The 24986-nt window shown below is 71.2% G+C and carries 18 protein-coding genes; 10 read left to right on the forward strand and 8 right to left on the reverse strand.

Annotated elements, in window-relative coordinates:
• Positions 1–90 precede the first annotated feature (90 nt).
• On the forward strand, positions 91–552 hold the full coding sequence (locus ACWGN5_RS22000; protein ID WP_453517698.1) for an RrF2 family transcriptional regulator: 462 nt from the start codon (positions 91–93) through the stop codon (positions 550–552).
• A gap of 73 nt (positions 553–625) precedes the next feature.
• Positions 626–1180, forward strand: a complete 555-nt coding sequence (locus tag ACWGN5_RS22005; RefSeq protein WP_453517701.1) for a SixA phosphatase family protein — start codon at positions 626–628, stop codon at positions 1178–1180.
• 24 nt (positions 1181–1204) lie between these two features.
• Here the strand turns inward: ACWGN5_RS22005 and ACWGN5_RS22010 are convergent, their stop codons facing one another.
• A complete protein-coding gene (locus ACWGN5_RS22010; protein WP_453517704.1) occupies positions 1205–2512 on the reverse strand; it encodes an ROK family transcriptional regulator in 1308 nt (435 codons plus the stop codon).
• A gap of 136 nt (positions 2513–2648) precedes the next feature.
• Here ACWGN5_RS22010 and ACWGN5_RS22015 point away from each other — a divergent pair, with 136 nt between their 5' ends.
• From ACWGN5_RS22015 to ACWGN5_RS22035, 5 genes are all read left to right on the forward strand, one after another.
• Positions 2649–3953, forward strand: a complete 1305-nt coding sequence (locus tag ACWGN5_RS22015) for an ABC transporter substrate-binding protein (protein WP_453517707.1) — start codon at positions 2649–2651, stop codon at positions 3951–3953.
• 12 nt (positions 3954–3965) lie between these two features.
• Positions 3966–4955: a carbohydrate ABC transporter permease gene (locus ACWGN5_RS22020; RefSeq protein ID WP_453517710.1), complete on the forward strand. Its 990-nt coding sequence runs from the start codon at positions 3966–3968 to the stop codon at positions 4953–4955.
• A gap of 19 nt (positions 4956–4974) precedes the next feature.
• On the forward strand, positions 4975–5814 hold the full coding sequence (locus ACWGN5_RS22025) for a carbohydrate ABC transporter permease (protein ID WP_453517833.1): 840 nt from the start codon (positions 4975–4977) through the stop codon (positions 5812–5814).
• 68 nt (positions 5815–5882) lie between these two features.
• Positions 5883–7253, forward strand: a complete 1371-nt coding sequence (locus ACWGN5_RS22030; RefSeq protein ID WP_453517713.1) for a GH1 family beta-glucosidase — start codon at positions 5883–5885, stop codon at positions 7251–7253.
• A gap of 48 nt (positions 7254–7301) precedes the next feature.
• Positions 7302–9488, forward strand: coding sequence for a discoidin domain-containing protein (locus ACWGN5_RS22035; protein WP_453517716.1), 2187 nt, complete (start codon positions 7302–7304; stop codon positions 9486–9488).
• Between the two features lie 12 nt (positions 9489–9500).
• Here ACWGN5_RS22035 and ACWGN5_RS22040 read toward each other — a convergent pair whose 3' ends face one another.
• Complete coding sequence (locus ACWGN5_RS22040) at positions 9501–11396, reverse strand: ricin-type beta-trefoil lectin domain protein (RefSeq protein WP_453517719.1); 1896 nt, start codon at positions 11394–11396, stop codon at positions 9501–9503.
• Between the two features lie 220 nt (positions 11397–11616).
• Between ACWGN5_RS22040 and ACWGN5_RS22045 the strand changes: the two genes are divergently transcribed.
• Both ACWGN5_RS22045 and ACWGN5_RS22050 read left to right on the forward strand, forming a co-directional pair.
• A complete protein-coding gene (locus ACWGN5_RS22045) occupies positions 11617–12900 on the forward strand; it encodes a lectin (protein WP_453517722.1) in 1284 nt (427 codons plus the stop codon).
• A gap of 92 nt (positions 12901–12992) precedes the next feature.
• Positions 12993–14396: an FAD-binding oxidoreductase gene (locus tag ACWGN5_RS22050; RefSeq protein ID WP_453517725.1), complete on the forward strand. Its 1404-nt coding sequence runs from the start codon at positions 12993–12995 to the stop codon at positions 14394–14396.
• A 76-nt stretch (positions 14397–14472) separates the two neighbouring features.
• Here the strand turns inward: ACWGN5_RS22050 and ACWGN5_RS22055 are convergent, their stop codons facing one another.
• The 6 genes from ACWGN5_RS22055 to ACWGN5_RS22080 form a co-directional block, all read right to left on the reverse strand.
• Entirely contained in the window at positions 14473–16668 is a 2196-nt protein-coding gene (locus tag ACWGN5_RS22055) for an NPCBM/NEW2 domain-containing protein (protein WP_453517728.1), read from the reverse strand.
• Between the two features lie 42 nt (positions 16669–16710).
• A complete protein-coding gene (locus tag ACWGN5_RS22060; RefSeq protein WP_453517731.1) occupies positions 16711–18129 on the reverse strand; it encodes an RICIN domain-containing protein in 1419 nt (472 codons plus the stop codon).
• A gap of 63 nt (positions 18130–18192) precedes the next feature.
• Positions 18193–19050 carry a carbohydrate ABC transporter permease gene (locus tag ACWGN5_RS22065; RefSeq protein WP_453517734.1) on the reverse strand — a complete coding sequence of 286 codons (858 nt, stop codon included), beginning with the start codon at positions 19048–19050 and terminating at the stop codon, positions 18193–18195.
• A gap of 5 nt (positions 19051–19055) precedes the next feature.
• Positions 19056–20027 carry a carbohydrate ABC transporter permease gene (locus tag ACWGN5_RS22070; protein ID WP_453517736.1) on the reverse strand — a complete coding sequence of 324 codons (972 nt, stop codon included), beginning with the start codon at positions 20025–20027 and terminating at the stop codon, positions 19056–19058.
• Positions 20028–20041: 14 nt separating this feature from the next.
• On the reverse strand, positions 20042–21322 hold the full coding sequence (locus ACWGN5_RS22075) for an ABC transporter substrate-binding protein (RefSeq protein ID WP_453517739.1): 1281 nt from the start codon (positions 21320–21322) through the stop codon (positions 20042–20044).
• A 156-nt stretch (positions 21323–21478) separates the two neighbouring features.
• A complete protein-coding gene (locus ACWGN5_RS22080) occupies positions 21479–22651 on the reverse strand; it encodes an ROK family protein (RefSeq protein ID WP_453517741.1) in 1173 nt (390 codons plus the stop codon).
• Between the two features lie 75 nt (positions 22652–22726).
• Between ACWGN5_RS22080 and ACWGN5_RS22085 the strand changes: the two genes are divergently transcribed.
• Entirely contained in the window at positions 22727–24811 is a 2085-nt protein-coding gene (locus tag ACWGN5_RS22085) for an alpha-galactosidase (RefSeq protein WP_453517743.1), read from the forward strand.
• Positions 24812–24986 lie beyond the last annotated feature (175 nt).

Consider the following 24986-nt stretch of genomic DNA (forward strand, 5'->3'; position numbering starts at 1 on the left):
TCCGGACAACAACGACACGCCGCTGCGCTGTTGACGTCCTGTTCACGCCGCCGCAGGTCAGGTTCCCGCCACTCGTGAGACATTGAGTGCGTGAGGATCTCAGCACGAACGGACTACGCCATCCGGGCCATGGCCGAGTTGGCCTGCTCCCCCGACCGGCCCCTCAAGGCCGAGGACATCGCGGGACGCCAGGACATCCCCAACCGCTTTCTGTTCGTCGTGCTGAGCGATCTGCGGCAGGCTCGTCTGGTACGCAGCGTGCGCGGGCCCGACGGTGGCTACTCCCTCACCCGGCCGCCCTCGGAGATCACCCTCGCCGACGTCATCCGCGCGATGGACGGACCACTCGTCAGCGTGCGGGACCTGAAGCTGACGGGTCTTGAGTACCAGGGGGCGGCGGCTCCGCTGCCGGATGTGTGGCGCGCGGTGCGGACGAGTCTGCGCCAGGTCCTGGAGAGCACGACCCTCGCGGATCTGGCGACGGGCACCCTGCCCGAGCTCGTACGGGACCGGGCGCGCGACTACAACGACGACGTGCGGACGTACCCCTAGGGCCTTTCCTGGCCGTTCGGTGACACCCCTGGCGTTCCTGGTCGTTCGGTGAGCCACCCCTTACGCTCAAGGTGTGCCGCCCTCCACCGAGACTCCCGAGCCCGCCGGATCCGCCGACGGCCGACCGCGCCGGCTGGTCGTCCTGCGGCACGCCAAGAGCGCCTGGCCGGACGGCGTCGCCGACCCTGACCGTCCCCTCGGCCCGCGCGGGCTGCGCGACGCCCCGGCCGCCGGGACCTTCCTGGCGGAGAGCGGCGTCCTGCCCGACCTCGCCCTGTGCTCCCCGGCCCGGCGCGCCCGCCAGACCTGGGAGCTGGCCGCGGCGGAGCTGGACGACCCCGTGCCGACCCGCCACGACCCGCGGCTGTACGGAGCGGACGCCGCAGAACTGCTCGACGTCCTCCACGGCGTGCCGGACGGGGTCGCGACCCTGCTCCTGGTCGGGCACAACCCGGGCCTGGAGGACCTGGTCCTGCTGCTCGCTGGCCGGGCGGTCGGGGACGCTCTGGACCGGGTGCGGACCAAGTTCCCGACCTCCGCGATCGCCGTCCTGACCTGGTCCGGCAGCTGGCCGGACCTGCACCCCGGCGCGGCACTCCTGACGGACCTGGCGATCCCCCGCGGCTGATCCCCGGGTCGGTGTGATGCGGCCTCAGGGGGTGACGCGGTCCGCGAGGGCCGTCTGCCAGGCGGGCGCCGGAGTGCTCGGGGCGGCCTCGGGGCGGCGGCCGCCCCGGGCGAAGAAGTCGTCCAGGGGGAGCAGGGCCGCGCCGACCGTGACGGCCTCGGGTCCCAGGGTGCCGAGGCCCACGCTGGTGCGGCTCGCCGGATAGCGCAGGGCGTACTCGGTCGCGTACCGGGTGACGGTGTCGAGGAAGCTGGCGCCCAGCTGGAGGCCGGCCCAGCCGCCGACGAGGATGCGCTCGGGCTGGAAGAGGTTGATGAGGTCCGCGAACCCCGCGCCGAGGTACTCGGCGGTCTCTTCGAGGACGGTGAGGGCCGTGTCGTCGGGGGCGGTGTCGGGCTCGGCGGGGTAGGCGGCGGTGAGCATGGCGGTGAGGGCGGTCTCCTCGTCGGCGCCGGCCGGCGGGGTGCCGCCCGCCTCGCACCAGCGGGCGAGGAGGGCTTCGGCACCCGCGTACGCCTCCAGGCAGCCGCGGGCGCCGCAGCGGCACCGGCGCCCTCGGACGTTGACGGTGAGGTGACCCCATTCGAGGGCGCGGCCGGGTCGGAGGGGGTCGGTGACGACGCAGGCGCCGACGCCGGAGCCGAAGAGGACGGTGACGGCGCTGCGGGCGCCGCGGCCGGCGCCGAACCACATCTCGGCCTGGCCGAGGGTCTTGGCGCCGTTGTCGATCCGGTAGGGGACGGTGTCGGGGAGGTCGACGGTGCGGCGCAGGACGCGTTCGAAGGGGACGGCGTCCCAGCCGATGGTCTGTCCGTGGACGACGGCGCCGTCGTCCGGCGTGTGGGCGACGATGCCGGGGACGCCGACACCCACGCCGAGGAGCCGGTCGGGGGTGACGCCCGCGGTCCGCAGCACCTGGGCGATGCCGTCGCGGACATGGGCGACGACCAGATCCACGTCGTAGCGGGAGGTGCGCGGCCCGGTGCTGGGCAACGCCCGGTCGGTACGGGCGAGTTCGGTGAGGGTGAGGTCGAAGAGTTCGACGCGGACGCGGGTCTCGCCGACGTCGACGCCGATCATGCAGCCGCTGTCGGGGCTGACCCGCAGCAGGGTCTGGGGGCGTCCGCCGGCCGAGTCGACGCTGCCGGCCTCCTCGACCAGGCCCTCGGCGACGAGTTCGGCGACCACGTTGCTCACAGAGCCCGAACTCAGCCCGGTCGCGGGCCCGAGCATGAGGCGGCTCATCGGTCCGTCGAAGTACAGCCTGCGCAGTACGGCGGTGCGGTTCTCGCGCCGCAGGTCACGCACCGTACGGCCACTTGTCGCGTGCACGTGGGTCCCCGTCTCTGAAGTCCTTCGGTGCAACATACCCGCATTCCAAGCCTTGACGCGACCTTCTCGCGGGGATTAACTCACGTCCTAAATTAAGCCGTTGTCCTCCCGTCGTCCTCGAAAGGGCCCTGGAGCCATGCGCACAGTCAGAGCCGCCATCACCAGTGCCATCACCCTCTCCCTCGTCCTCGCCGCCACCGCCTGCGGATCCGGCGGGGGCGCCGACTCCCAGCCGAAGAAGCTCACCTACTGGGCCACGAACCAGGGCACCAGCCTGGAGGCCGACAAGAAGGTCCTCCAGCCGGAACTCGACAAGTTCGAGAAGCAGACCGGCATCAACGTCGAGCTGGAGGTCATCCCCTGGTCCGACCTGCTCAACCGGATCCTCACCGCCACCACCTCGGGGCAGGGACCCGACGTCCTCAACATCGGCAACACCTGGAGCGCTTCGCTCCAGGCGACCGGTGCGCTGCTGCCCTGGGACGAGAAGAACTTCGGCGCGATCGGCGGCAAGGACCGCTTCGTCGACTCCGCGCTCGGCTCCACCGGCGCGCCCGGCAAGGACCCGGCCGCCGTGCCGCTCTACTCCATGGCCTACGCGCTCTACTACAACAAGAAGATGTTCGCCGACGCGGGCATTGCGAAGCCTCCGACCACCTGGGCCGAGGTCGACGCCGTCGGCCGGAAGCTCAGCCGGGACGGGAAGTGGGGCATCGGGGTCGAGGGCTCCAACCTGTCGAACAACATCCACCAGGTCTTCGTGCTCGGCCAGCAGCACGGCGCCGACTTCTTCACCCCCGACGGCAAGGCCGACTTCACCTCCGAGGGGGCCGTCGCCGCCGTCAAGCAGTACGTCGACCTGATGGCCCACTCCAAGATCGTCGCGCCCGGCAACGCCGAGTACGCCCAGAACCAGTCGCTCTCCGACTTCGCCAAGAACCGCACCGGCATGGTCCTGTGGCAGACCCCGCAGCAGACCTTCGCCGCCCAGGGCATGTCCGAGGACCAGTGGGGCGTCGTCCCGGCCCCGGTCGCCTCCGGCGCCCCCGGCCAGGGCGTCCGGACCAACTCCATGGTCGCCGGCATCAACATCTCCGTCTTCAAGAACACCAGGAACCTCGACGGCGCCCTGAAGTTCGTGAAGTTCATGACCGGTGACGAGGAACAGATCCTCCTCAACAAGACGTACGGCTCCGCCCCGCCGGTCAAGTCCGCGCAGGCCGACCCCGCCTTCGACTCGGCCGCGCTGAAGGTCATCCGCGACACCCTCGCCCACAGCGCCACCGCCCTGCCGCAGGTCCCCGAGGAGTCCCAGTTCGAGACCGTCGTCGGCACCGCGGTGAAGGAGCTCTTCGCCGACGCCGCCGCAGGGCGCCCGGTCACCACCGAGTCCGTACGGGCGAAGCTCGACAAGGCCCAGCAGCAGATGCCGAAGAAGTAGGCAGCAGCCGAGATGACCCAGACCGCCGTCACTCAGCGGAGCGAGCGCGCGGTGCGCAGGGCCGGACCCGAGGCGGCGCCCGCACGGCGCCGCTCCGGGCGCCGCATCGCCCTCCCGTACCTGCTGCTGCTGCCCGCGCTCCTCCTCGAACTCCTCGTCCACCTGATCCCGATGCTCATGGGCATCGGCATGAGCTTCAAGGAGCTCACCCAGTTCTTCATCCGGGACTGGTCGTCCGCGCCCTGGGCCGGCCTCGACAACTACTCCGTCTCGATCGACTTCGACGCCCCTGTCGGCCAGGCCCTCCTGAAGTCCTTCCTCACCACCTGCCTGTTCACCCTGGCGTCCGTCGCCCTGTGCTGGTTCCTCGGCACGGCCGCCGCCGTGCTCCTCCAGGAGAACTTCCGCGGCCGCGGCATTCTTCGGACCCTCTTCCTCGTCCCGTACGCCCTGCCGGTCTACGCGGCCGTCATCACCTGGGCGTTCATGTTCCAGCGGGACAACGGACTGATCAACCACGTGCTCCACGACCAGCTCGGCATCGGCGACAGCCCCGCCTTCTGGCTCATCGGCGACAACAGCTTCTGGGCCCTGCTCACCGTCTCCGTGTGGAAGGGCTGGCCGTTCGCCTTCCTGACCGTCATGGCCGGACTGCAGAACATCCCCCGGGACATGTACGAGGCGGCCGCCCTCGACGGCGCCGGCGTCCGGAAGCAGATCCGCCACATCACCCTGCCGTCCCTGCGCCAGGTCAACCAGGTCCTCGTCCTGGTCCTCTTCCTGTGGACCTTCAACGACTTCAACACGCCGTTCGTGCTCTTCGGCAAGGCGGCCCCCGAAGCGGCGGACCTGATCTCCCTGCACATCTACCAGTCGTCCTTCCTGACGTGGAACTTCGGCACCGGATCGGCGATGTCCGTGCTGCTCCTGCTGTTCCTCCTCCTCGTCACGGGCGTCTACCTCCTGCTCACCACCAGGGGAAGGAAGGCCTCCGATGCCTGAGCGCGCCCCCCGCTCCCCCATGGCCGCGCCCCGCTCCTTCCTGTGGACCCGGCGGATCTTCCTCACCCTGCTCACCGGCTTCGTCCTGCTGCCGCTGTACGTCATGGTGTCCAGCTCCCTGAAGCCCCTCGCGGACGTGTCGGGGAAGTTCGAGTGGATCCCGTCCGGGCTCACGCTCCGTCCGTACCTCGACATCTGGGACACCGTCCCGCTCGCCGACTACTTCCTGAACTCCCTGACCGTGGCGGGCGCGGCCACCGTCTTCTCGGTCGCCGTGGCGGTCTTCGCCGCGTACGGGGTCAGCCGCCACGACTTCCGGGGCAAGCGCGTCTTCACGGTCACCGTCCTGTCGACGCAGATGTTCCCCGGCATCCTGTTCCTGCTGCCGCTCTTCCTCATCTACGTCAACATCGGCAACGCCACCGGCATCGCCCTGTTCGGCTCGCGGGAAGGCCTGATCCTCACCTATCTGACCTTCTCGCTGCCCTTCTCCATCTGGATGCTGACCGGGTACTTCGACTCGATCCCCCGCGAGCTCGACGAGGCCGCCGAGGTCGACGGCTGCGGCCCGGTCGGCGCCCTCTTCCGGGTCATCGTGCCCGCCGCCCTGCCCGGCATCGTCGCCGTCGCCGTCTACGCGTTCATGACCGCCTGGGGCGAGGTCCTCTTCGCCTCCGTCATGACCGACGACACCACCCGCACCCTCGCCGTCGGCCTGCAGGGCTACGCCTCCCAGAACGACGTCTACTGGAACCAGGTGATGGCCGCCTCCCTCGTGGTGAGCGTGCCCGTCGTCGCCGGGTTCCTCCTCCTGCAGCGCTATCTCGTCGCGGGCCTCACGGCGGGCGCGGTCAAGTGACCCGTCCTGCCGCACCCTCCCCCGGCCTCCGGCCGCACACCCTCCGGCCTTTCACGAAGGGGTCCTCCTTGTCCGACACCACCGACCACCGCACGCTCGACCTGGGCGCGTTCCCCGCGGACTTCACCTGGGGCACCGCCACCTCCGCCTACCAGATCGAGGGCGCCGTCGCCGAGGACGGCCGCGCCCCCTCCATCTGGGACACCTTCTCGCGCGTCCCCGGCGCGATCGACCACGCCGACCACGGCGACACGGCCTGCGACCACTACCACCGCTGGCCCGAGGACATCGCCCTGATGAGGGAGCTGGGCACCGACGCGTACCGGATGTCCGTCGCCTGGCCCCGCGTCGTCCCGAACGGCGACGGGCCCGTCAACCAGGCCGGGCTCGACTTCTACGACCGGCTCGTCGACGGACTCCTCGACGCCGGCATCACCCCCAACGTCACCCTCTACCACTGGGACCTGCCCCAGGCCCTGCAGGACCGCGGCGGCTGGACCGCCCGCGACACCGCCGAGCGCCTCGCCGACTACGCCTCCGTCGTCGCCGCCCGGCTCGGCGACCGCGTCACCCGGTGGGCCACCCTCAACGAGCCGCTCTGCTCCGCCTGGATCGGCCACCTGGAGGGCCGGATGGCGCCGGGCCTGACGGACCTCACGGCCGCCGTCCGCGCCTCGTACCATCTGCTCCTCGGCCACGGTCTCGCCACCGCCGCCCTCCGCGCCGCCGCGCCCGGCGCCCGCGTCGGCCTCGTCACCAACCACTCCACCATCACCCCGGCCTCCACCCGCCCCGAGGACATCGCCGCCGCTCGCCGCGTCGACGGGCACACCAACCGGTGGTGGCTCGACCCGGTGTACGGGCGCGGCTTCCCCTCCGACATGCGCGAGCTGTACGGGGTCGAGCTCCCCGAGCGGCCGGGGGACCCGGAACTGATCGCGGCCCCGCTCGACTGGCACGGACTCAACTACTACTTCCCGGAGACCGTCGCCGACGACCCGGCGGGGCCCGTCCCCCACTCCCGTTCCGTACGCCTGCCCGGCGTGCCGCGCACCGGCATGGACTGGCCGGTCGACGCCGGCGGCCTGGAGGCCTTCCTGCTCCGCCTCACCGAGGACTACGGCGTGCGGAAGCTGTACGTGACCGAGAACGGCTCGGCCTTCGCCGACACCGTCGGCCCCGACGGCGAGGTGCACGACCCGGACCGCACCCGCTACCTGGAGCAGCACCTCGCGGCCTGCGCCCGCGCCCTGCGCAAGGGTGCCCCGCTGGCCGGGTACTACGCCTGGTCCCTGCTCGACAACTTCGAATGGGCCTACGGCTACGACAAGCGCTTCGGCCTGGTCCACGTCGACTACGCGACCCAGCGGCGCACGGTGAAGACGAGCGGCCGGCGGTACGCGGACATCATCCGCGCCCACCGGACGCGGAACCGCTGACCCGGCACAGCACCTTCCCCTGTTCCCCCCTCATCCCGAGGAGCCCCCATGTCTTCCTCTTCCGTCGGGTCACCGCCGGCCCTCCGGCGCCCCCCGGCAGTCCGACGCGCCACCGTCGGCGCCCTCCTCGCCGCACTCGCCGGCGGCCTCCTCTCCGTCATCCCCGCCTCGACGGCCTCCGCCGCCCCCACCCTGCTCTCCCAGGGCGGGACGGCCACCGCCTCCTCCACGGAGGGCCCCTTCACCGCGGCCGGCGCCGTCGACGGCGACCTCACCGGCACCCGCTGGGCGAGCGACTGGACCGACGCCCAGTGGTTCCAGGTCGACCTCGGCCAGAGCGCCACGCTCAGCAGCGCCGTACTGACCTGGGAGGCCGCCTACGGCAGGAGCTACGAGATCCAGGCCTCCGACAACGGCACCGACTGGCGCACCGTCACCACCGTGACCGGCGGCGACGGCGGCACCGACGACGTCACCCTCTCCGGCACCGGCCGCTACGTCCGGATGAAGGGCCTCACCCGGGGCACGGCCTGGGGCTACTCGCTCTGGGAGTTCCAGGTGTACGGCACCACCGGCGGCGGCACCACCCTGCCCGGCGGCGGCGACCTCGGCCCGAACGTCCACGTGATCGACCCGTCCACCCCGAACATCCAGGGACAGCTGGACGAGGTCTTCCGGCAGCAGGAATCCGCCCAGTTCGGCACCGGACGGCACGCCTTCCTGTTCAAGCCGGGCACGTACAACGGCCTCAACGCCCAGATCGGCTTCTACACCCAGATCGCGGGCCTCGGCATCCGGCCCGACGACACCACCGTCAACGGCGACGTGACCGTCGACGCCGGCTGGTTCAACGGCAACGCCACCCAGAACTTCTGGCGCGGCGCCGAGGGCCTGGCCCTCGACCCGGTGAACGGCACCGACCGCTGGGCCGTGTCCCAGGCCTCGTCCTTCCGCCGCATGCACGTCAAGGGCAACCTCGACCTGGCGCCCAGCGGCTACGGCTGGGCCAGCGGCGGCTACATCGCCGACTCGAAGGTCGACGGCCAGGTCGGCAACTACTCGCAGCAGCAGTGGTACACCCGCGACAGCTCGATCGGCGGCTGGTCCAACAGCGTCTGGAACCAGGTGTTCTCCGGCACCGAGGGCGCGCCCGCGCAGGCCTTCCCCGAGCCGAAGTACACCACCCTCCCCACCACCCCGGTCTCCCGCGAGAAGCCCTACCTGATCTGGGAGGACAACGAGTACAAGGTCTTCTCCCCCACCAAGCGGACCGACGCGCGCGGCACCACCTGGGCGAACGGCACCCCGCAGGGCGAGAGGATCCCGCTGAGCCGGTTCTACGTGGTCAGGCCCGGCACCGGCGCGGCCACCATCAACCAGGCGCTCGCCCAGGGCCTGCACCTGCTGTTCACGCCCGGCATCCACCACGTCGACCGGACGATCGAGGTGAACCGTGCGCGCACGATCGTCCTCGGCCTCGGCCTGGCCACGATCGTCCCGGACAACGGTGTGACCGCGCTGCGCGTCGCCGACGTCGACGGAGTCCGTCTCGCGGGCTTCCTGATCGACGCCGGCCCGGTCAATTCGCCGACGCTCCTGGAGGTCGGACCGCAGAACGCCTCCGCCGACCACGCCGCCGACCCCACGACCGTCCAGGACGTCTACGTCAGGGTCGGCGGCGCGGGGGCCGGCAGGGCCACCACCAGCATCGTCGTCAACAGCGACGACACCATCGTCGACCACACCTGGGTGTGGCGGGCCGACCACGGCGACGGCGTCGGCTGGGAGACCAACCTTGCCGACTACGGCGTCCGCGTCAACGGCGACGACGTCCTCGCCACCGGCCTGTTCGTCGAGCACTTCAACAAGTACGACGTCGAGTGGTACGGCGACCGCGGCCGCACGATCTTCTTCCAGAACGAGAAGGCGTACGACGCGCCCGACCAGGCCGCCATCCAGAACGGCGGCACCAGGGGCTACGCCGCCTACCGGGTCGACGACTCCGTCACCGCCCACGAGGGCTGGGGCCTCGGCAGCTACTGCTACTACAACGTCGACCCGACGATCCGTCAGGACCACGGCTTCAAGGCCCCGGTGAAGCCGGGCGTGAGCTTCCACGGCCTGCTCACCGTGTCGCTCGGCGGAAACGGCCAGTTCGAGCACGTCATCAACGACACCGGAGCCCCGACCCAGGGCACCGGGACCGTCCCCTCGACCGTCGTCGCCTTCCCCTGACGGCACCCCGGGTCAGGGCTGGTGGGTCCACTTCTGGTTGGCGGCGCCCGTGCAGGACCAGATCTGCGTGCGGGTGCCGTCCGCCGAGGTGTTGCCGGTGACGTCGAGGCACTTGCCGGCCGCCGTGTTGACGACGTCGTGCGTCGAGGCGTTGTACGACCAGCGTTGCGCACCGGTCCCGTTGCAGCCGTAGAGCTGGACCTTGGTCCCGTCGGCGGTCCCGCCCGTGGAGACGTCCAGGCACTTGCCGAGCGCCCGCACGGTGCCGTCGGCGGCCAGGGTCCAGCGCTGGGCCGCGGTGCCGTTGCAGGTGTAGAGCTGCACCGCGGTGCCGTCGGCGGTGGCCGCGCCGGCCACGTCCAGGCACTTCCCGGCGAGACCCGTCAGCGGTCCGGTCGGCGCGCTCGCCGTCGTACCGGACCAGGTGAAGGTGGCGGTGGTGCGGGCGGGCAGGCTGTACGTGAAGGACTGGCCGCCCCAGTCGACGCGGACGGACTGGGCGGAGGCGCCGCCGTTGTGGGCGATGAGCGCCTTGGAGCCGTCGGGGTTGCGCCAGGCCACGTTCTGTACGGTCGCGTCCGCCGTGGAGGCGATGCGGTACGCGCCGGGGCGCACGAACTTGGTGAGGTGGCCGGTCGTGTAGTACTCGATCGTGTAGTCGACCTGGCCGGCGCGCGGGCCGCCCTCCTGGACCGTGATCAGCCCCGTACAGGTGCCGCAGCCGCCGTTGTGCGGGCCCATGTCCTGGTTGAGCGCCAGGCTCCACTTCGTCAGGCTGCTGCTCCAGTTGCGGGCGTAGTCGACGATGTCCTTGAGGTCCTCGTTGTGCTGGTTGCCGATCCAGGTGCCGCCCGAGTGCTCGGTGCTGAACTGCCTGACCGTCGGGTACTGGTCGTGGACCTGGGTGCCGACGGCCGGGTCACCGGCGTAGCCGTGCCAGGCGATGCCGCCGAACAGCGGGTCGTTGCGGACGCCCGCGTCGTTGAGGACGCCGGAGCCGAAGTTCGCGTAGTCGCCGTAGTTCCAGTCGTGGACCAGGACCTTGGTGGTGATCCCGGCGGCCCGGAAGGCGGGGTAGACGTGGTTCTTGGTGAACTCGGCCAGACCGGACGGGTTCCAGCTCATGCCCGGGTAGTTCATGGCGGTGGGGTTGCCCGCCTGGCAGCAGTTCGGCTCGTTCTGGACGGAGAGGTAGTCGATCTTCACGCCGGCCGCCTGGTAGCTCTGGAGGTACTTCACCAGGTACTGGGCGTAGAGCGGGTAGTACTCCCACTTCAGCCAGCCCATCTGGTCCATCCGGCCGTTGTCCTTCATCCAGCCGGGTGCGCTCCAGGGCACGGCCTTGAGCCGGAGTGCCGGGTTGAGCTGCTTGGCCTGGACGGTGAGCAGCCGCACATCGGTGTCGTAGCCGTTGGCCCCGAAGTCGTTCAGGTCGCAGCAGGTGTCGTCGAGGGAGACGTTGCCGGGCCGGGACAGGTCGGAGGCGCCGATCGGGTTGCGGACGAAGGAGAGGCCGATGCCGTCGGTGGGCGAGAACAGCTTGCGCATGACCTCGTCGCGGGTGGCGGCGCTGATCGCGCCGCCGCGGAGGAGGTGGGCGGTGGTGTCGGTGATCGAGGCGCCGCCGCCCTCGAACTGCTGGTAGGTGGTGTTCTCGTCGACGGCGATGGTGCGGTTCGCGCTGCCGCCGGCGGGACCGAAGGCGATCGGCGTCTGCGGGGCGAGTCCCCGCGTGACGGTACGGCCGCCGGTGTCGGAGGTGGTGGTCAGCCAGACGTCGACCCGCTCGCCGGCGGCCTCGGCGACGCCGGGACCGGTCATGACCAGGCCGCTCGCGAGGAGGGTGCCGCTCAGGAGGGCGGCGAGGCGGCGGGGGGCGCCGGACCAGAACTTGTTTCTGTAGTGCACCTGACAAACCTTTCGATGGGGTCCACCCAGACCTTCAGGCTTTCTTTAAGGTGTGAAGCTATGGAGGCCCCTCCCGCACGTCAACCCCTCCCGCGTACAACTCCCGAACGCAGAAAGCCGGTTGAGGCCGGATTCGGCCCAAGCTCTTGTCGACCTGGTCCGGACCATGGCACGCTTCGTTGCCGTCCACGACCCCTCCCCCACGTCGGCGGTGACAACGATGTCCGCACCTCCCTCTCGACGATCACGCCTTCTCCTGGCCCTCGGCCTCGGCTGCGCCACCGTGGCGGCCCTGGTGAGCCCCACCGCGCAGCCGTCCGCGACCGCCGCCACCGCGGCCGCCTCGGCGGTCGCGGCCGAAGTCGGCGCCCAGGCCCTCACGTTCAGCGACGAGTTCAACGCCCCGGCGGGCACTCCGGTCGACGGCTCCAAGTGGAACCTGGAGACCGGCGACAACGTCAACAACCACGAGCGGCAGTACTACACGAACTCCACGAACAACGCCGTGCACGACGGCCAGGGCAACCTGGTCATCACCGCCCGGCGCGAGAACCCGGGCAACTACACCTGCTGGTACGGCCGGTGCGAGTACACCTCGGCCCGGCTCAACACCGCCGGCAAGTTCACCCAGACGTACGGCACCTTCGAGGCCCGGATGAAGATGTCGCGCGGCCAGGGCATGTGGCCAGCGTTCTGGATGCTCGGCAACGACATCGGCAGCGTCGGCTGGCCCCAGAGCGGCGAGATCGACGTCATGGAGAACGTCGGTTTCGAACCGAACACCGTGCACGGCACCCTCCACGGCCCCGGCTACTCCGGCTCGGGCGGCATCGGCGCCGCCTACACGAACGGGGCGCCGTTCGCGGACGGCTTCCACACCTTCCGTGTCGAGTGGTCGCCGGACAAGCTGGTCTGGAAGGTCGACGGCGTCACGTACCAGACCCGCACGCCGGCCGATCTCGGCGGCCGCCAGTGGGTGTTCGACCACCCCTTCTTCCTCATCCTCAACCTCGCCGTCGGCGGCTACTGGCCCGGCGACCCGGACGGCAGCACCCCGATGCCGAACACCCTGACCGTCGACTACGTACGCGTCACGAACGACCAGTCGGCGCCGCCGTCCGGCGGTGGCGGCCCGATCACCGGCCTCGGCGGCAAGTGCGTCGACGTGGCCGGAGCGAACCCCGCGAACGGCACCCCGGTCCAGCTCTACGACTGCAACGGCACCGCGGCCCAGCAGTGGACCGTGAACGCCGACGGCTCGATCCGCGCGCTCGGGAAGTGCCTGGACGTCACCGCCGGGTCCACGGCGGACGGAGCCAAGCTCCAGCTGTACGACTGCAACGGCACCGGCGCCCAGAAGTGGCGCGTCGAAGCGGCCCGCGACATCGTGAACGTCGCCGCGGACAAGTGCCTCGACGTCCCGAACAGCAACTCGGCGAACGGCACCCGGCTGCAGATCTGGACCTGCAACGGCACCGCGGCCCAGAAGTGGACCGTGGGCTGAACTCCGCGAGGACGCCCGGCCCCGAATTGTCGACCCGCGCGCCCGGGACTAGCGTGGCAAGAGCAAGCCCCGTCCGTTCCGCGGAGGCCGCCATGGCGCACCTCGCCGATCAGGCCGTCAGCGCGCTCAGTGACCGCATCAGGGGAGACGTCCTCGGGACGGAGCATCCTGAGTACGACAGGGCCCGCTCCGTCGCGAACGGGGCCATCGACCACCGCCCCGCCCTCATCGTCCGCTGCGTCGGACCCGAGGACGTCGCCGCCGCGCTGGCCTTCGCCCGGGACGAGCGCCTGGAGGTCTCGGTGCGCTGCGGTGGTCACAACCCGGCCGGAGCCGCCGTCTGCCCCGACGGTCTGGTCGTCGACCTCACCGCGATCCACGGAATCGAGGTCGACGCCGGGGCCCGCACCGCACGCTGTGGCGGCGGAGCCACCCTGGCCCAGCTCGACGCCGCCACCCAGGCCCACGGCCTCGCCGTGCCGTCCGGCACCATCAGCCACACGGGGGTCGGCGGTCTGACCCTGGGCGGTGGCATGGGCTGGCTCACCCGCGACCACGGGCTGACCGTCGACAACCTGCTGGGTGCCGAGGTGGTGCTGGCCAACGGCACCCTCGTCCACGCGTCCGCGGACGAGAACCCCGATCTGTTCTGGGCGCTGCGCGGCGGCGGAGGCAACTTCGGGGTGGTCACGGCCTTCGACTTCGCGCTGCACCCGGTGGGGCCCGAGGTGCACGTCGGTGTCTTCTTCTGGGACATGTCGGTGGGCCGCGAGGCCCTGGAACTGATCCGCGAGGTGGTGCCGGCGCTTCCGCCGCGGCACAGCGCGTTGGTCGGCGTCGGGCTGAACGCCCCGCCGGAGCCCTTCGTGCCGGCCGAGCACCAGGGCAAGCTCGGCCACGCACTGATCATCGCGGGGTTCGCCGGCGCGGAGGAACACGCCGCCGCGGCCGCCCTGTTGGACGGGGGGCCGCCGAGGCTCTTCGAGATGCGGACACCGCTGCCGTACACCGGCCTGCAGAGCATGCTCGACGACTCCTCGCCGTACGGGATTCTCGACTACGAGAAGGGGCTGCCGCTCGCGGACTTCACCGACGACGTGATCGCGCTGCTGAACGACCACCTGCGGCGCAAGACCTCGCCGCTGACCTTCTGCCCGACCTTCCGCCTGGACGGTGCCTTCGCCGAGGTCGACGAGGAGGCCACGGCCTACGGGGGTTCGCGCGAACCCGGTTACATGCTGGCGCTCACCGCCCTCAGCCTCGATCCGGAGGAGCTGGTGGCGGACACCGCCTGGGTCAGGGGGCTGTGGACGGAGCTGCTGCCGCACGCGGTCCGCCCCGGTGGCTACGTCAACTTCATGGCGGAGATCGAGGAGGACCGCGTCCGGGCGTCCTACGGGCCGGAGAAGTACCGGCGGCTGGCGCGGATCAAGGCCACGTACGACCCGGACAACGTCTTCCACCGCAACGCCAACATCCTGCCGTCGGTCGCCTGACGCACCGACGGATGACAGACGCGCGGCGTACGGCCTCTCCCGTCCTGCGGTGGGGAGAGGCCGTAGCGCCTTCGTGTCAGCAGGTGAAGCGGGCCTCGGCCCAGTCCGAGTGGTCGTAGTAGTTTCCGTCACCGGCGTCGGTGGTGCGCAGTTCGACCTCGGTGGCGCCGGTGATGTCGGCCGTGAACGGCCGGCCCGGGTCGGTGCCGCGCAGGACGTCGCTCTCGGCGATCCTGCGGCCGTCGGCCCAGACCTCGAAGGTCACCGAGCCCCGCGGGCCGTCCTCGTCGTCGACACCGACGGTCGCGTGGAACGTCCGGCATCCGCCGCCGACGTAGAACAGGGCCCTGGACTTGGCGTGGGCGCCGAGGCCCTTGGCGTAGGGGACGCCCTCGATGACGATCGGGTGGCCGGCCGGGCTCTTGTCGCGCTGCACGATGCCCCAGTCGGCGGACGAGGCCATGATCGGCAGGTCGCTCGCGTAGGGGGTGCCGGTCGGGACGGGCGGTGGCACGGTGAGCGTCAGGGTCTTGTCGACGGTGGTGTCCCGGCTGCCGTTCCACCGGTAGGCGGCGGTGGCCTTGACCTGGTACTTGCCGGGCTTGGCGTCGGCCGGGGGCCGCACGGTCCAGGAGGTGCGCAGGGACTGGCCGAGGCCGAGGCCGCCCTTGGGGCTGCTGCCGGTGGGGGTGACGGTCCAGCCCGTGGGGGCGGTGACGGTCACCGACGGGTCGGTGACGGCGGTCGGTCCGAGGTCGGTGAAGTCCGCGGTGAGCGGGGTGTCGGTGCCGGTCTTGGCCAGCACCACCGGCGACCCGGGGTAGGTCGGGGTTCCGGTGAGCGACACGGCGGTGGCGGGCCCGTCGGGCAGCGCGATCCGGTCGATGTCGGGCGCCCAGCCGGCGGGGTTGCCGAGTTCCAGGGTGTGGCTGCCCGCGGCGAGGCGCACGGTGGCGGTCGCCACGCCGGTGTGGTCGCCGCCGGTCGGCGGGAAGGAGAGGGCGGCGGACGTTCCGCCGTCGACCTTCAGGGTGGCGGTGCGGTCGGTGGCGTCGCCGTTGGAGTAGCCGATCTTCAGGGTGTAGGTGCCGTCGTGGGGCACGGTGACGCCGTTGATCCGCAGCGCGGCGCCCTTGCCGAGCCATCCGACCTTGCCGCCGCCCGAGCAGGCGCCGCAGTCGCTGCGTACGGCGCCGCCGGTCGGGGTGTTGCCGGCGGCCTCCGCCTCGTACGTGGCGTCGGCGTTCTGCGGGTACCAGGTGCCGGAGTGGACGTCCAGGCTCCAGCTGTCCTGCCAGTCGAGCCTCGCGGTGCCGCCGCCGATGCTGAGGGGCAGCCAGATGGGCTGGGAGTCGAAGAGCCGCTCGGGCTTCCAGCGGTCGCCGACGTAGAGGTGGGTGGTGCCACGGCTTCCGGTGACCGGGACGATGGTGGAGACCTGCGAGTCGAAGGTGCGGCTGCCGACCGGCGCGAAGGTCTTGAACGCGCTCCAGGGGCCGGCCGGCGAGGGCGCGGTGGCGTAGGCGTTGTCGTTGCTGGACCAGCCGGTCAGGCGGGAGCCGAAGAGGTAGTACAGGCCGTCCGCCTTGACCATGGCGGGTGACTCGAAGCTGTCGACGAGGGCGGTGCCGCTCTCGACCGAGAGGTAGTCTGCGGAGAGCTTGTCGATCCGCAGGCCGTTCTCACGGTCCTCGGTGAGCAGGTAGCCGGTGCCGTCGTCGTCCTTGAACAGTCCCATGTCGCGGCTCTGGTGGCCGAGGGGCCGGAAGCTGCCGCGGTAGCTGTACGCGCCGCACGGGGTGGTGCTGGTGGCGACGCCGACCTTCGCCTCCTGGTAGGTCGGGTCCTCGACGTGCATGTACATCACGTACTGGCGGGTGCTGTCGTTGTAGATCACCTTGGGCCGCTCGACCACGCGGCCGGGTCCGAGGTCGCCGTCGGCCCGGCGGGAGAGGGCGTCGCCCTCGAAGTGCCAGCTGGTGAGGTCCTGCGAGGAGTAGCAGGCGACGGCGGTGTAGTGCTGTCCGGCGGTCTTGTCCTCGCCGACCATGTAGTAGGTGGAGCCGACCTTGAAGAGGCCGGCGCCGTGGGCCTGGAGCAGCCGTCCGGTGTCGTCGGTCCAGCCGGCGGCGGGGACGATGGGGTGGGTGGGCATGAGCGTCCCGGCCGGCGGCACGGTCTCCGCCTGTGCGGAGAAGCCCGAGGGGACGACGGCGGCGATCGCCGCCATGAGCGCGGCGCTCAGCGCCGCGATGACGCGCGGTCTGGCCATGATGGCCTCCGTTGTGGTGGTGGGGGGGCGGGGTGGTCCTGATCAGAGCGAGGTGCGCTGGAACTGCTGGTGGGTGGCGCCGGTGCAGACGGCCGGCCTGAGCTGGGCGTTGTCGGCGGTGGAGGCGTTGGCCACCTCGGCGCACTCGCCGGTGACGGCGTTGACGAGCTGGACGTAGCCGGTGCCGAGGTCCCGGACGGTCCAGTGCTGTTTGGGCTTGGCGACGCCGCACGTCCAGGTGATGACGGCGGTGGCGAGGTCCATGCACTTGTTGGCGCTGCGGGAGACCAGGCGGGACTCGCCGTCGGCGAGGGAGTCGATCCGCCACTGCTGGTCGGTGTTGCCGGTGCAGCCGTACTGGACGACCGCGGACTGGTTGGCCTTGACGCACCTGCCGGAGTGGCGCACCGTCAGCCGGTCGTAGCCGGTGCCGATCGGGGTGACGGTGCCGGCCGTGGTGTCGACGGCCAGTTCCCTGGCGTAGGCCATGGTCATCGTGGTGGCGGTCGGGAAGTTCAGGGGCAGCCGGACGTACGTGGAGTCCTCGACCGGCCCGCCCCAGGAGCCGGCCCAGCGGTCGCCCAGGTAGAGGTACGTCGTGGCCTGGGTGCCCTGGACGGTCAGGACGTACGCGGTCTGCGAGCCGTACGCCTGGGAGTCGCCGACGTTCGCGTTGGCGCTCCAGGCGCAGGCGACGCAGCTCGCGGTGGCGTACTGCTGCTGGGTGGGCAGCCAGCCCTTCTGTCCGGAGGTGAGCAGGAAGTAGACGCCGTTCCGCTTGAACATGGCCGGGGCCTCGCGGCGGGCGCCGGGGAAGAGGGTCTGCACCTGCGACTGGACGTTCGTGTAGTCGGCGGTGAGTCGGTAGACGTGGAGGTCGGCGTTGTCGTTGGCGGCGGAGATCAGGTACGCGCTGCCGTCGTCGTCGCGGAAGAGCGTCATGTCCCGTGACTCGTGGCCGAGCGGTCGGAAGCTGCCCTGGTAGGTGTAGTCGCCGTCGACGGTGGAGGAGACGGCGACGGCGACCTCGGCCTCGGTGTAGTCGACGCCGTTCTCCTTGTGGGCCCACAGGACGAACTGACCGGTGGCCGCGTTGTGGACGACCTTGGGGCGTTCGAGGTTGGCGAGCTGCAGCTCGGGGTGGCTCGCCTGGGTGAGGACGTGGTTGCGGAACTCCCAGTTCTTCAGGTCGGTGGAGCGCCAGACCGAGAGGGAGCGGAAGGTGTCGTCGGGATTGCGGTCCTCGCCGAACCAGTAGAAGGAGCCGTTGACGTTGATGACGCCGCCGCCGTGCGTGTGGACCGGGTTGCCGGTGGTGTCGGTGATCGGGGCGCCGACCGGGACGGTGACGGAAGCGGCCCGGGCGGGTGCGGTCGGCAGGAGGGCCGCGACCAGGAGGGCGATCAGCAGGGCGACGCGGAGAGCGGTGCGCCGGGAGGGAGGGGACACGGAGTCGTTCATGCGGGGAACTCCTCTGCGGGCAGGGCGCCTTGGGGACGGCGCCCCTGGGGGGGAGGGAGGGCCTCAGTCCTTGAGGCCGCTCAGGGTGATGCCCTGGACGATGTGGCGCTGGGCGACCAGGAACATCACGGCGAGGGGCACGATCGTGACGACCGCGCCGGCGAACAGTCCGGGCAGGTTGACCGACTGCGCCGTGAGGAAGGTCGAGAGGGCGATCTGGGCCGTCCAGGTGCTCGGGTCCTGGCCGATGACCAGCGGCCACAGGAAGGCGTTCCAGCTCTCGATGAAGGACAGGGCGCCGAGCGCCGCGAACATCGACGTCGAGTTGGGCAGCACGATCCGGCGGTAGACCCCGAGGTACCCGAGGCCGTCCATGCGTCCTGCTTCTTCGATCTCGGCGGGGAAGCGCAGATAGAAGTTGCGGAACAGCAGCACCGCGAACGCGTTGAACAGGCCCGGGGCGATGATGCCCCACTGGGTGTTCACCCCGCCCAGGGAGCCCACCACGACGAAGGTCGGGATGAAGGTGACCGAGCCGGGGATCATCAGCGTCACGACAATGAACGAGAACACCGCGCCGCTTCCGGGTACGGGGATCCTGGCCAGCGCGTAGCCGGCCATCGAGGCGAGCAGGGTGGAGACGGGCGCGGTGACGGCGGCGATCAGCAGGGAGTTGGCGAGCGCGCCCGCCATGGGGACGGCGGGGTCGGTGAACAGCCCGGTGAAGTTGTCGAGCGTGAAGGGCTGGGGCAGCCACTGCCAGTCGGGGGAGGTGACCTGCTGCTGTGTCATGAGCGCGTTGCGCAGCATGACGTAGAAGGGCAGCAGGAAGACGGTGGCGGCGATCCCGAGGGAGAGGTACGTGGCGAAGGTGGCCGCCGTGCGGCGGTGGATCGGGCTCGGGCCCGGGTGTCGGCTCATGACGGTCAGTCCTTCCGGCCGAAGCCGACCAGTCGGCCCTGGAGCAGGGTGACCGCGACGATGATCAGGGTGAGGAGGAAGGCGCCCGCCGAGCCGACGCCGTAGTTCTGGTCGCCGAGTGCCACGTTGTAGAGGTGGACCAGCGGCGGGCTCACCGGTGCGGTGCGGCTGCCGCCGAGACCGCCGCTGAACAGGTTGTAGAACTCGTCGAACGCCTGGAACGCGGCGATCGTCATCAGCAGCAGGAGCGCCACCGAGGTGTTCCGCAGCATCGGCAGGGTGATGTGCCGGAACATCCGCTGGCCGGACGCGCCGTCGAGGGCGGCGGCCTCGTACAACTGGGGCGGGATGGCCTGGAGTCCGGCGAGGAAGAGGATCACGTACAGGCCGAGCTGGAGCCACAGCCGCAGCGTGACCAGGACGATCCAGTACAGCGGGGGGTGCTGGGTGGCGATCCAGGGCACGGGGTCGAAGCCGAGCAGTCCGCCGATGGTGTTGGCGATGCCCGAGGGCAGGCCGTTGAACAGGCTCATCCGCCAGACCAGGGCGGCGGCGACGTAGGAGACGGCCGCGGGGAGGAGGAACGCCGTACGGAAGAAGGCGCGCCCGCGTCGGATCCGGTTGACCAGCACGGCCAGCGCGAGCGAGGCCGCGAACGTCACCGGAACGATGAAGAGGGTGAACAGGACGATGGTGACGAGCGAGGAGCGGAATCCGGGGTCCGCGAGGAGGGTCGCGTAGTTGTCGAGGCCGACCCAGCGGGTCGGGTCGAGCGTGCCGCGTGCCTCGCCGAGGCTGAGCACGAAGCTCCAGCCGATCGCGATGTACTTGAAGAGCGCGAGGCCCAGCAGCATCGGTGCGGTGAGCACGAGGAACGCGAGGACGGCCGACCGGTCCGCCTTCCGGCGGGGCGGCCTCTTGGCACGGGTCCTGGGCGGCGTCGTCGCCGGGCGGGGCGGTGAGGTGGACAGAGCCATGGTGCGCCGTCTCCTCAGCCGAGCTGCTTGTCGAGCTCGGCCTGGCACGCGGAGGCGGCCTTGGCCAGTGCGGCGGCCGGATCGGCCTGCTGCTTGGCGATCTTCGTGACGGCTTCGCCGAAGGCGGTGGCCATCGCGGTGTTCCACAGGTTCGGGAAGGACTTGCCGTACTGCTGCGAGATGGCGACGGCTTCCTTGGCGGCGCCGCCGGCGAACTCGCTGGTCCGCGCGGCGACGCCGGTGCGCGGCGGCACGTGGAAGCCGTAGCTCACGCACCAGTCCCGCTGCAGGTCGGCCTGCTGGAGCCAGAGCCACTGGACGTACTTCTTGGCCTCCTCGACGTGCCGGCTCTTGGCGTTGACCAGTTCGTACCAGCCGCCCAGGCGCGCGGCCGGCCGGCCGCCGGGGCCGAAGGACGGCCAGGGCACGACGCCGAAGTCGTCGCCGAGGTTCTTCTTGATGTCGGGCATCGCCCACAGCCCGCACCACTGCATCGCGGTGGCGTTCTGGCTGATCGCCCCGGGGTCGTACCAGTCGGTGGTGAAGTCCAGCAACAGGGCCTTCGCGTCGTGCAGTCGGCGGAGGCCGCCGATGGCCGCCGCGGTCCCCGGGCGGGCGAAGACGGTCTTCTCGCCCTCGATGAGCTCTCCGCCGGCGGACCAGGCCATGAGGTAGCCGGCGTCGCCGATGCCGTCGTTGCCGACGAACAGGCCCTTCCTCTTCGAGGTGGTCAACCGGTCGGCAGCGTCGACCAGTTCGGAGTAACTCCGGGGCGGGGTGATGCCGGCCTGCTCCAGCAGGCTGCGGCGGTAGTACAGCATCATGATGTCGTCGATCATCTTGATGCCGTAGACCTTGCCGTCCACGGTGGCGACGTCGAGGGCCGCCTGGGAGAACTCGGACTTCGCGGTTCCGAGGACGTCGTCGAGAGGGGCGAGCTGGCCGTTCTTGACCATCTGGTGGCGGAAGTCGCCGATCTCGAAGATGTCCGGGGCGTCCGCGGTGAGCAGGCTGGAGTTGAGCTTGGTCTCGTACTCGCCGGCCACCCAGGTGATGTTGATGGCGACGTCGGGGTGGGCCTTGGTGTACTCCAGGGCGTACCGCTTGACGGCCTCCTGCGTCCCCTTCTCGCCGTACGCGTGGTACCACTGGTTGAGGACGATCTTGGCGCCGCCCGCGCCCTCGTTCTTCTTGAGCGGGTCGCTCGTACAGCCGGAGAGCGCGACGCCGCCGGCTATGAGGAGCGAGGTGGTGAGGAACTGTCTGCGGCCGAGGGCCTTCGGTGTGGCGTGCATCGTCGCGGCTCCTGACGGTGAGGTGGGGACGTTTCGTTCAGGCAGGTGGTTCTGGGGGGTGACTCAAGGGGTGGCTCAGTGCGGTGACTCAAGGGGTGACTCAGGGGGGTGGCTCAGTGCGGTGACAGGGGGGCTCAGGGGTCGGTCTGAGGGGCGTCAGATCGATTCGGCGGTGAAGAGGGTCTGCACGGCGGTCGCGGCCGCGCCGCGCGCCCACTCCTCGAAGGGCAGTGGCCGGATGATCAGTTCGCAGTGGGCGGCGCCGAACGCCTGGCCGGCGAAGGCCTCCCGGATCTGCTCCTCGAACAGGTCGTACGAGGCGACGCCCTCGCCGGACACGACGATCCGCTCGGGTCCCATCAGGTTGGCGACGGCGGCCAGTCCGAGGCCGATCGCGTGGCCGGCCCGGTCGAAGGCGGAGCGGATGTCCTCGTCGCCCGCCCTGGCGCGGGCGACCGCCTCGTCCATGGAGAGTGCGGGATCGCCGGCGGCCAGCCGGGCCCGCGCGACGATGGCGCCGGTGGACGCGATGGCCTCGATGCAGCCGCTGCCACCGCAGTGGCAGGCCGGCCCCGCGTCGGAGACGCGGACGTGTCCGAGTTCGCCCGCCACGTTGTGCGCACCGGTGACCAGGCCGCCGTTGAGGACCATCGCGCAGCCGATGCCGGTGCCGACGGTCACCAGGGCGAAGGAGGACGCCCCCACACCCTCGCCGAACCACTGCTCGGCGACGGTGAGTGCCTTGACGTCGTTCTCCAGGGTGGCGACGAGGCCGGTGGCGTCGTGGAGCAGCGCGGCGAGCGGCACGTCGCGCCAGCCGAGGAAGGGTGAGTAGCGCACCATCCCCGACGTCCGGTCGACGTCGCCGGAGACCGCCACGCCCAGGCAGTAGGTCCGCTCCCGGTAGGCGTCGGACTCCGAAAGGAGTTCCTCGACCAGTTCGGCGAGCGCCGCGACGACGCCGTCGACGCTCTGGGTGGTCAGGACGTGGTGGCGGGAGGTGCGCACCTGCGCCCGCAGGTCGCAGACCACTCCGATCAGGTCCTCGTTGGTGATCTTGACGCCGATGAAGAACTCCCGGTCGGCGCGGATGGCCAGCGGGCTGGCCGGCCGGCCGGCGCCGGGGCCCGTCCGCTCGTCGGCCGAGAGCTCCTCCAGGTAGCCCGCCTCGATGAAGGGGCGCGCCGTCCGGGTGACCGCCGCCGAGGAGAGTCCGGTGCGCCGGGCGATCTCCACTCTCGACACCGGCCCGCCGGTCAGGACGGTGGTGAACACCGCGGCGGCGGCCGGGGTGCTGATCGGGGCGGGGGACTCAGGGGTTCGAGGCATGGCGAGACCGTAGGGGGGATTAATTACCTCCGTCAAGTATTGAATTCGAGGAAACCGGAACCTACGCTCGCCGCCATGAATCCGGTGTCCTACGACCCCTCCCGCCGGCTGTGGCTCATCGCCACTCCGAACAGCGCTTATGCCCTCTGTCTGGACGATGACGACGCTCCGCGCCAGGTGCACTGGGGACCGTCGCTCACCCTCGAACAGGTCCTCACCGTCCCCCCGCCGCCCCCGCCGCCCAGCAGCTTCGCGGGGACGGCCCACGGCCGCGAGGAGTACCCCACCGAGGCCGGCGCGGCCTACGGACCGCCCGCTCTCCGCATCCGCTTCCCGGACGGCGGCAGGGGCGTCGAGTGGGTCCACCTCGACCACTCCGTCGACGGCGGCCACCTCACGATCCGCTGGCGCGACCGGCACCACCCCCTGGAGATCGCCCTCCACTACCGGGTCCACGAGGACAGCGACGTCGTCGAACGGTGGACCGAGCTGCGCCACACCGGCGACGGCGAGCCCCTGACCCTGACGCGCGCCGACTCCGCCGCCTGGAGCCTGCCCCACGGCACCGGCCGGCGCGTCGGCCACGTCGTCGGAGACTGGGGTGCCGAGACGCAGCTGCGCCGCACCCCGCTCCCCCACGGCGAACTCGTCCTCACCAGCCGCCGCGGCACCACCAGCCACCAGGCCAACCCCTGGCTGATGATCGACGCCGGCGACGCCACCGAGGAGACGGGCGAGGTGTGGAGCACCGCCCTCGCCTGGAGCGGAAGCTGGCACATCACCGCGTGGCGCAGCCCCGACGACCGGGTCGGCTGGACCGGCGGGGCGGGCCACGACGGACTCGTCTGGCAGCTCGGACCGGGGCAGCTGTGGAGCAGCCCCGTCTTCGCCGGCCTCTACCGCGCGGACGGCTTCGGCGGCACCAGCGGCGCCTGGCACACGTACCAGGCCGGACATGTGCTGCCCCGGCCGGACGAGCTCCGGCCGGTGGTCTACAACTCCTGGGAGGCGACCGGCTTCGACGTCGACGAGGCCGGCCAGAAGCGTCTCGCCGCGCTCGCGGCCGAGGTCGGGGCCGAACTGTTCGTGATGGACGACGGCTGGTTCGGCGCCCGCCGCGACGACACCGCGGGCCTCGGCGACTGGACGCCCCACCCCGAGGCGTTCCCGAGCGGGCTGACCCCGCTCATCACCGAGGTGCACCGGCTGGGCATGCGCTTCGGGCTCTGGGTCGAGCCGGAGATGGTCAACCCCGACAGCGACCTCTACCGCGCGCACCCCGACTGGGTGCTGCACATGCCGCACCGCGAGCGCACCGCACTGCGCCATCAGCTCGTCCTCAACTTCGCCCGGCCGGACGTCGCCGCCTGGGCGCACGCGTGGCTCGACCGGCTGGTCACGGATCACGCCGTCGACTTCCTCAAGTGGGACATGAACCGTCCCTTCAGCCAGGCCGGCTGGCCCGAGGCCGGCGAGAACTCCGACCGGCTCTGGTACGAGCACGTCCGCCAGGTGTACGCGATCATGGACCGGCTGCGCGCCGACCATCCCCGGCTGCGCATCGAAGCGTGCGCGGGCGGCGGCGGCCGGGTCGACCTGGGTGTCCTGGCCCGTACGGATCAGGCGTGGGCCTCCGACAACACCGACGCCGTCGACCGGATCGCCATCCAGCACGGCTACAGCCAGCTCTACCCGGCCCGCACCATGGCCGCCTGGGTGACGGACTGCCCCAACCCCTTCACCGGGCGCACCGTGCCGCTGCGCTTCCGCTTCCACGTCGCCATGGCGGGCGCCCTGGGTCTCGGCGGCAACCTGCTGGAGTGGACCGCCGAGGAACGCGCCGAAGCCGCCGACCTCGTCGCGCTGTACAAGGAGATCAGGCCGGTCGTCCACCACGGCCTGCAGTACCGGCTCGACGGCGACGGCGTCCAGTACACCGACGGCGAGCGGACCGTCGTCCTCGCCTGGCGGCTCAACCCGGCCCACGGGCAGCCCACCGCACCCCTGCGGCTGCGCGGCCTCGACCCGGCGGCCCGGTACCGCGACGAGGACACCGGCGACCTCCACCACGGCGCCGTCCTCATGACGCACGGGCTGCCCCTGGAGCTGCCCCGGCACGACTACGCGAGCGCCCTGGTCCGGCTGCGCGCGGAGGGCTGAGCGTCACCACCGGCGGGTGGCACCCCCGGCGGGGCAGCTGAGCACGGTCGGCCATGCGTGGGTTCCCTTCCGCGTCATGCGCGTGCCGCCGCCGCTGCCGGCCCGGTCCGCAGTCGTTCCCCCCCTCGGCCGGCCAGGTCGGCCCGCCCCCGTTCGGCGCCGCACGGAATCCCGT

It is taken from the genome of Streptomyces sp. NPDC055815, from assembly GCF_053616475.1.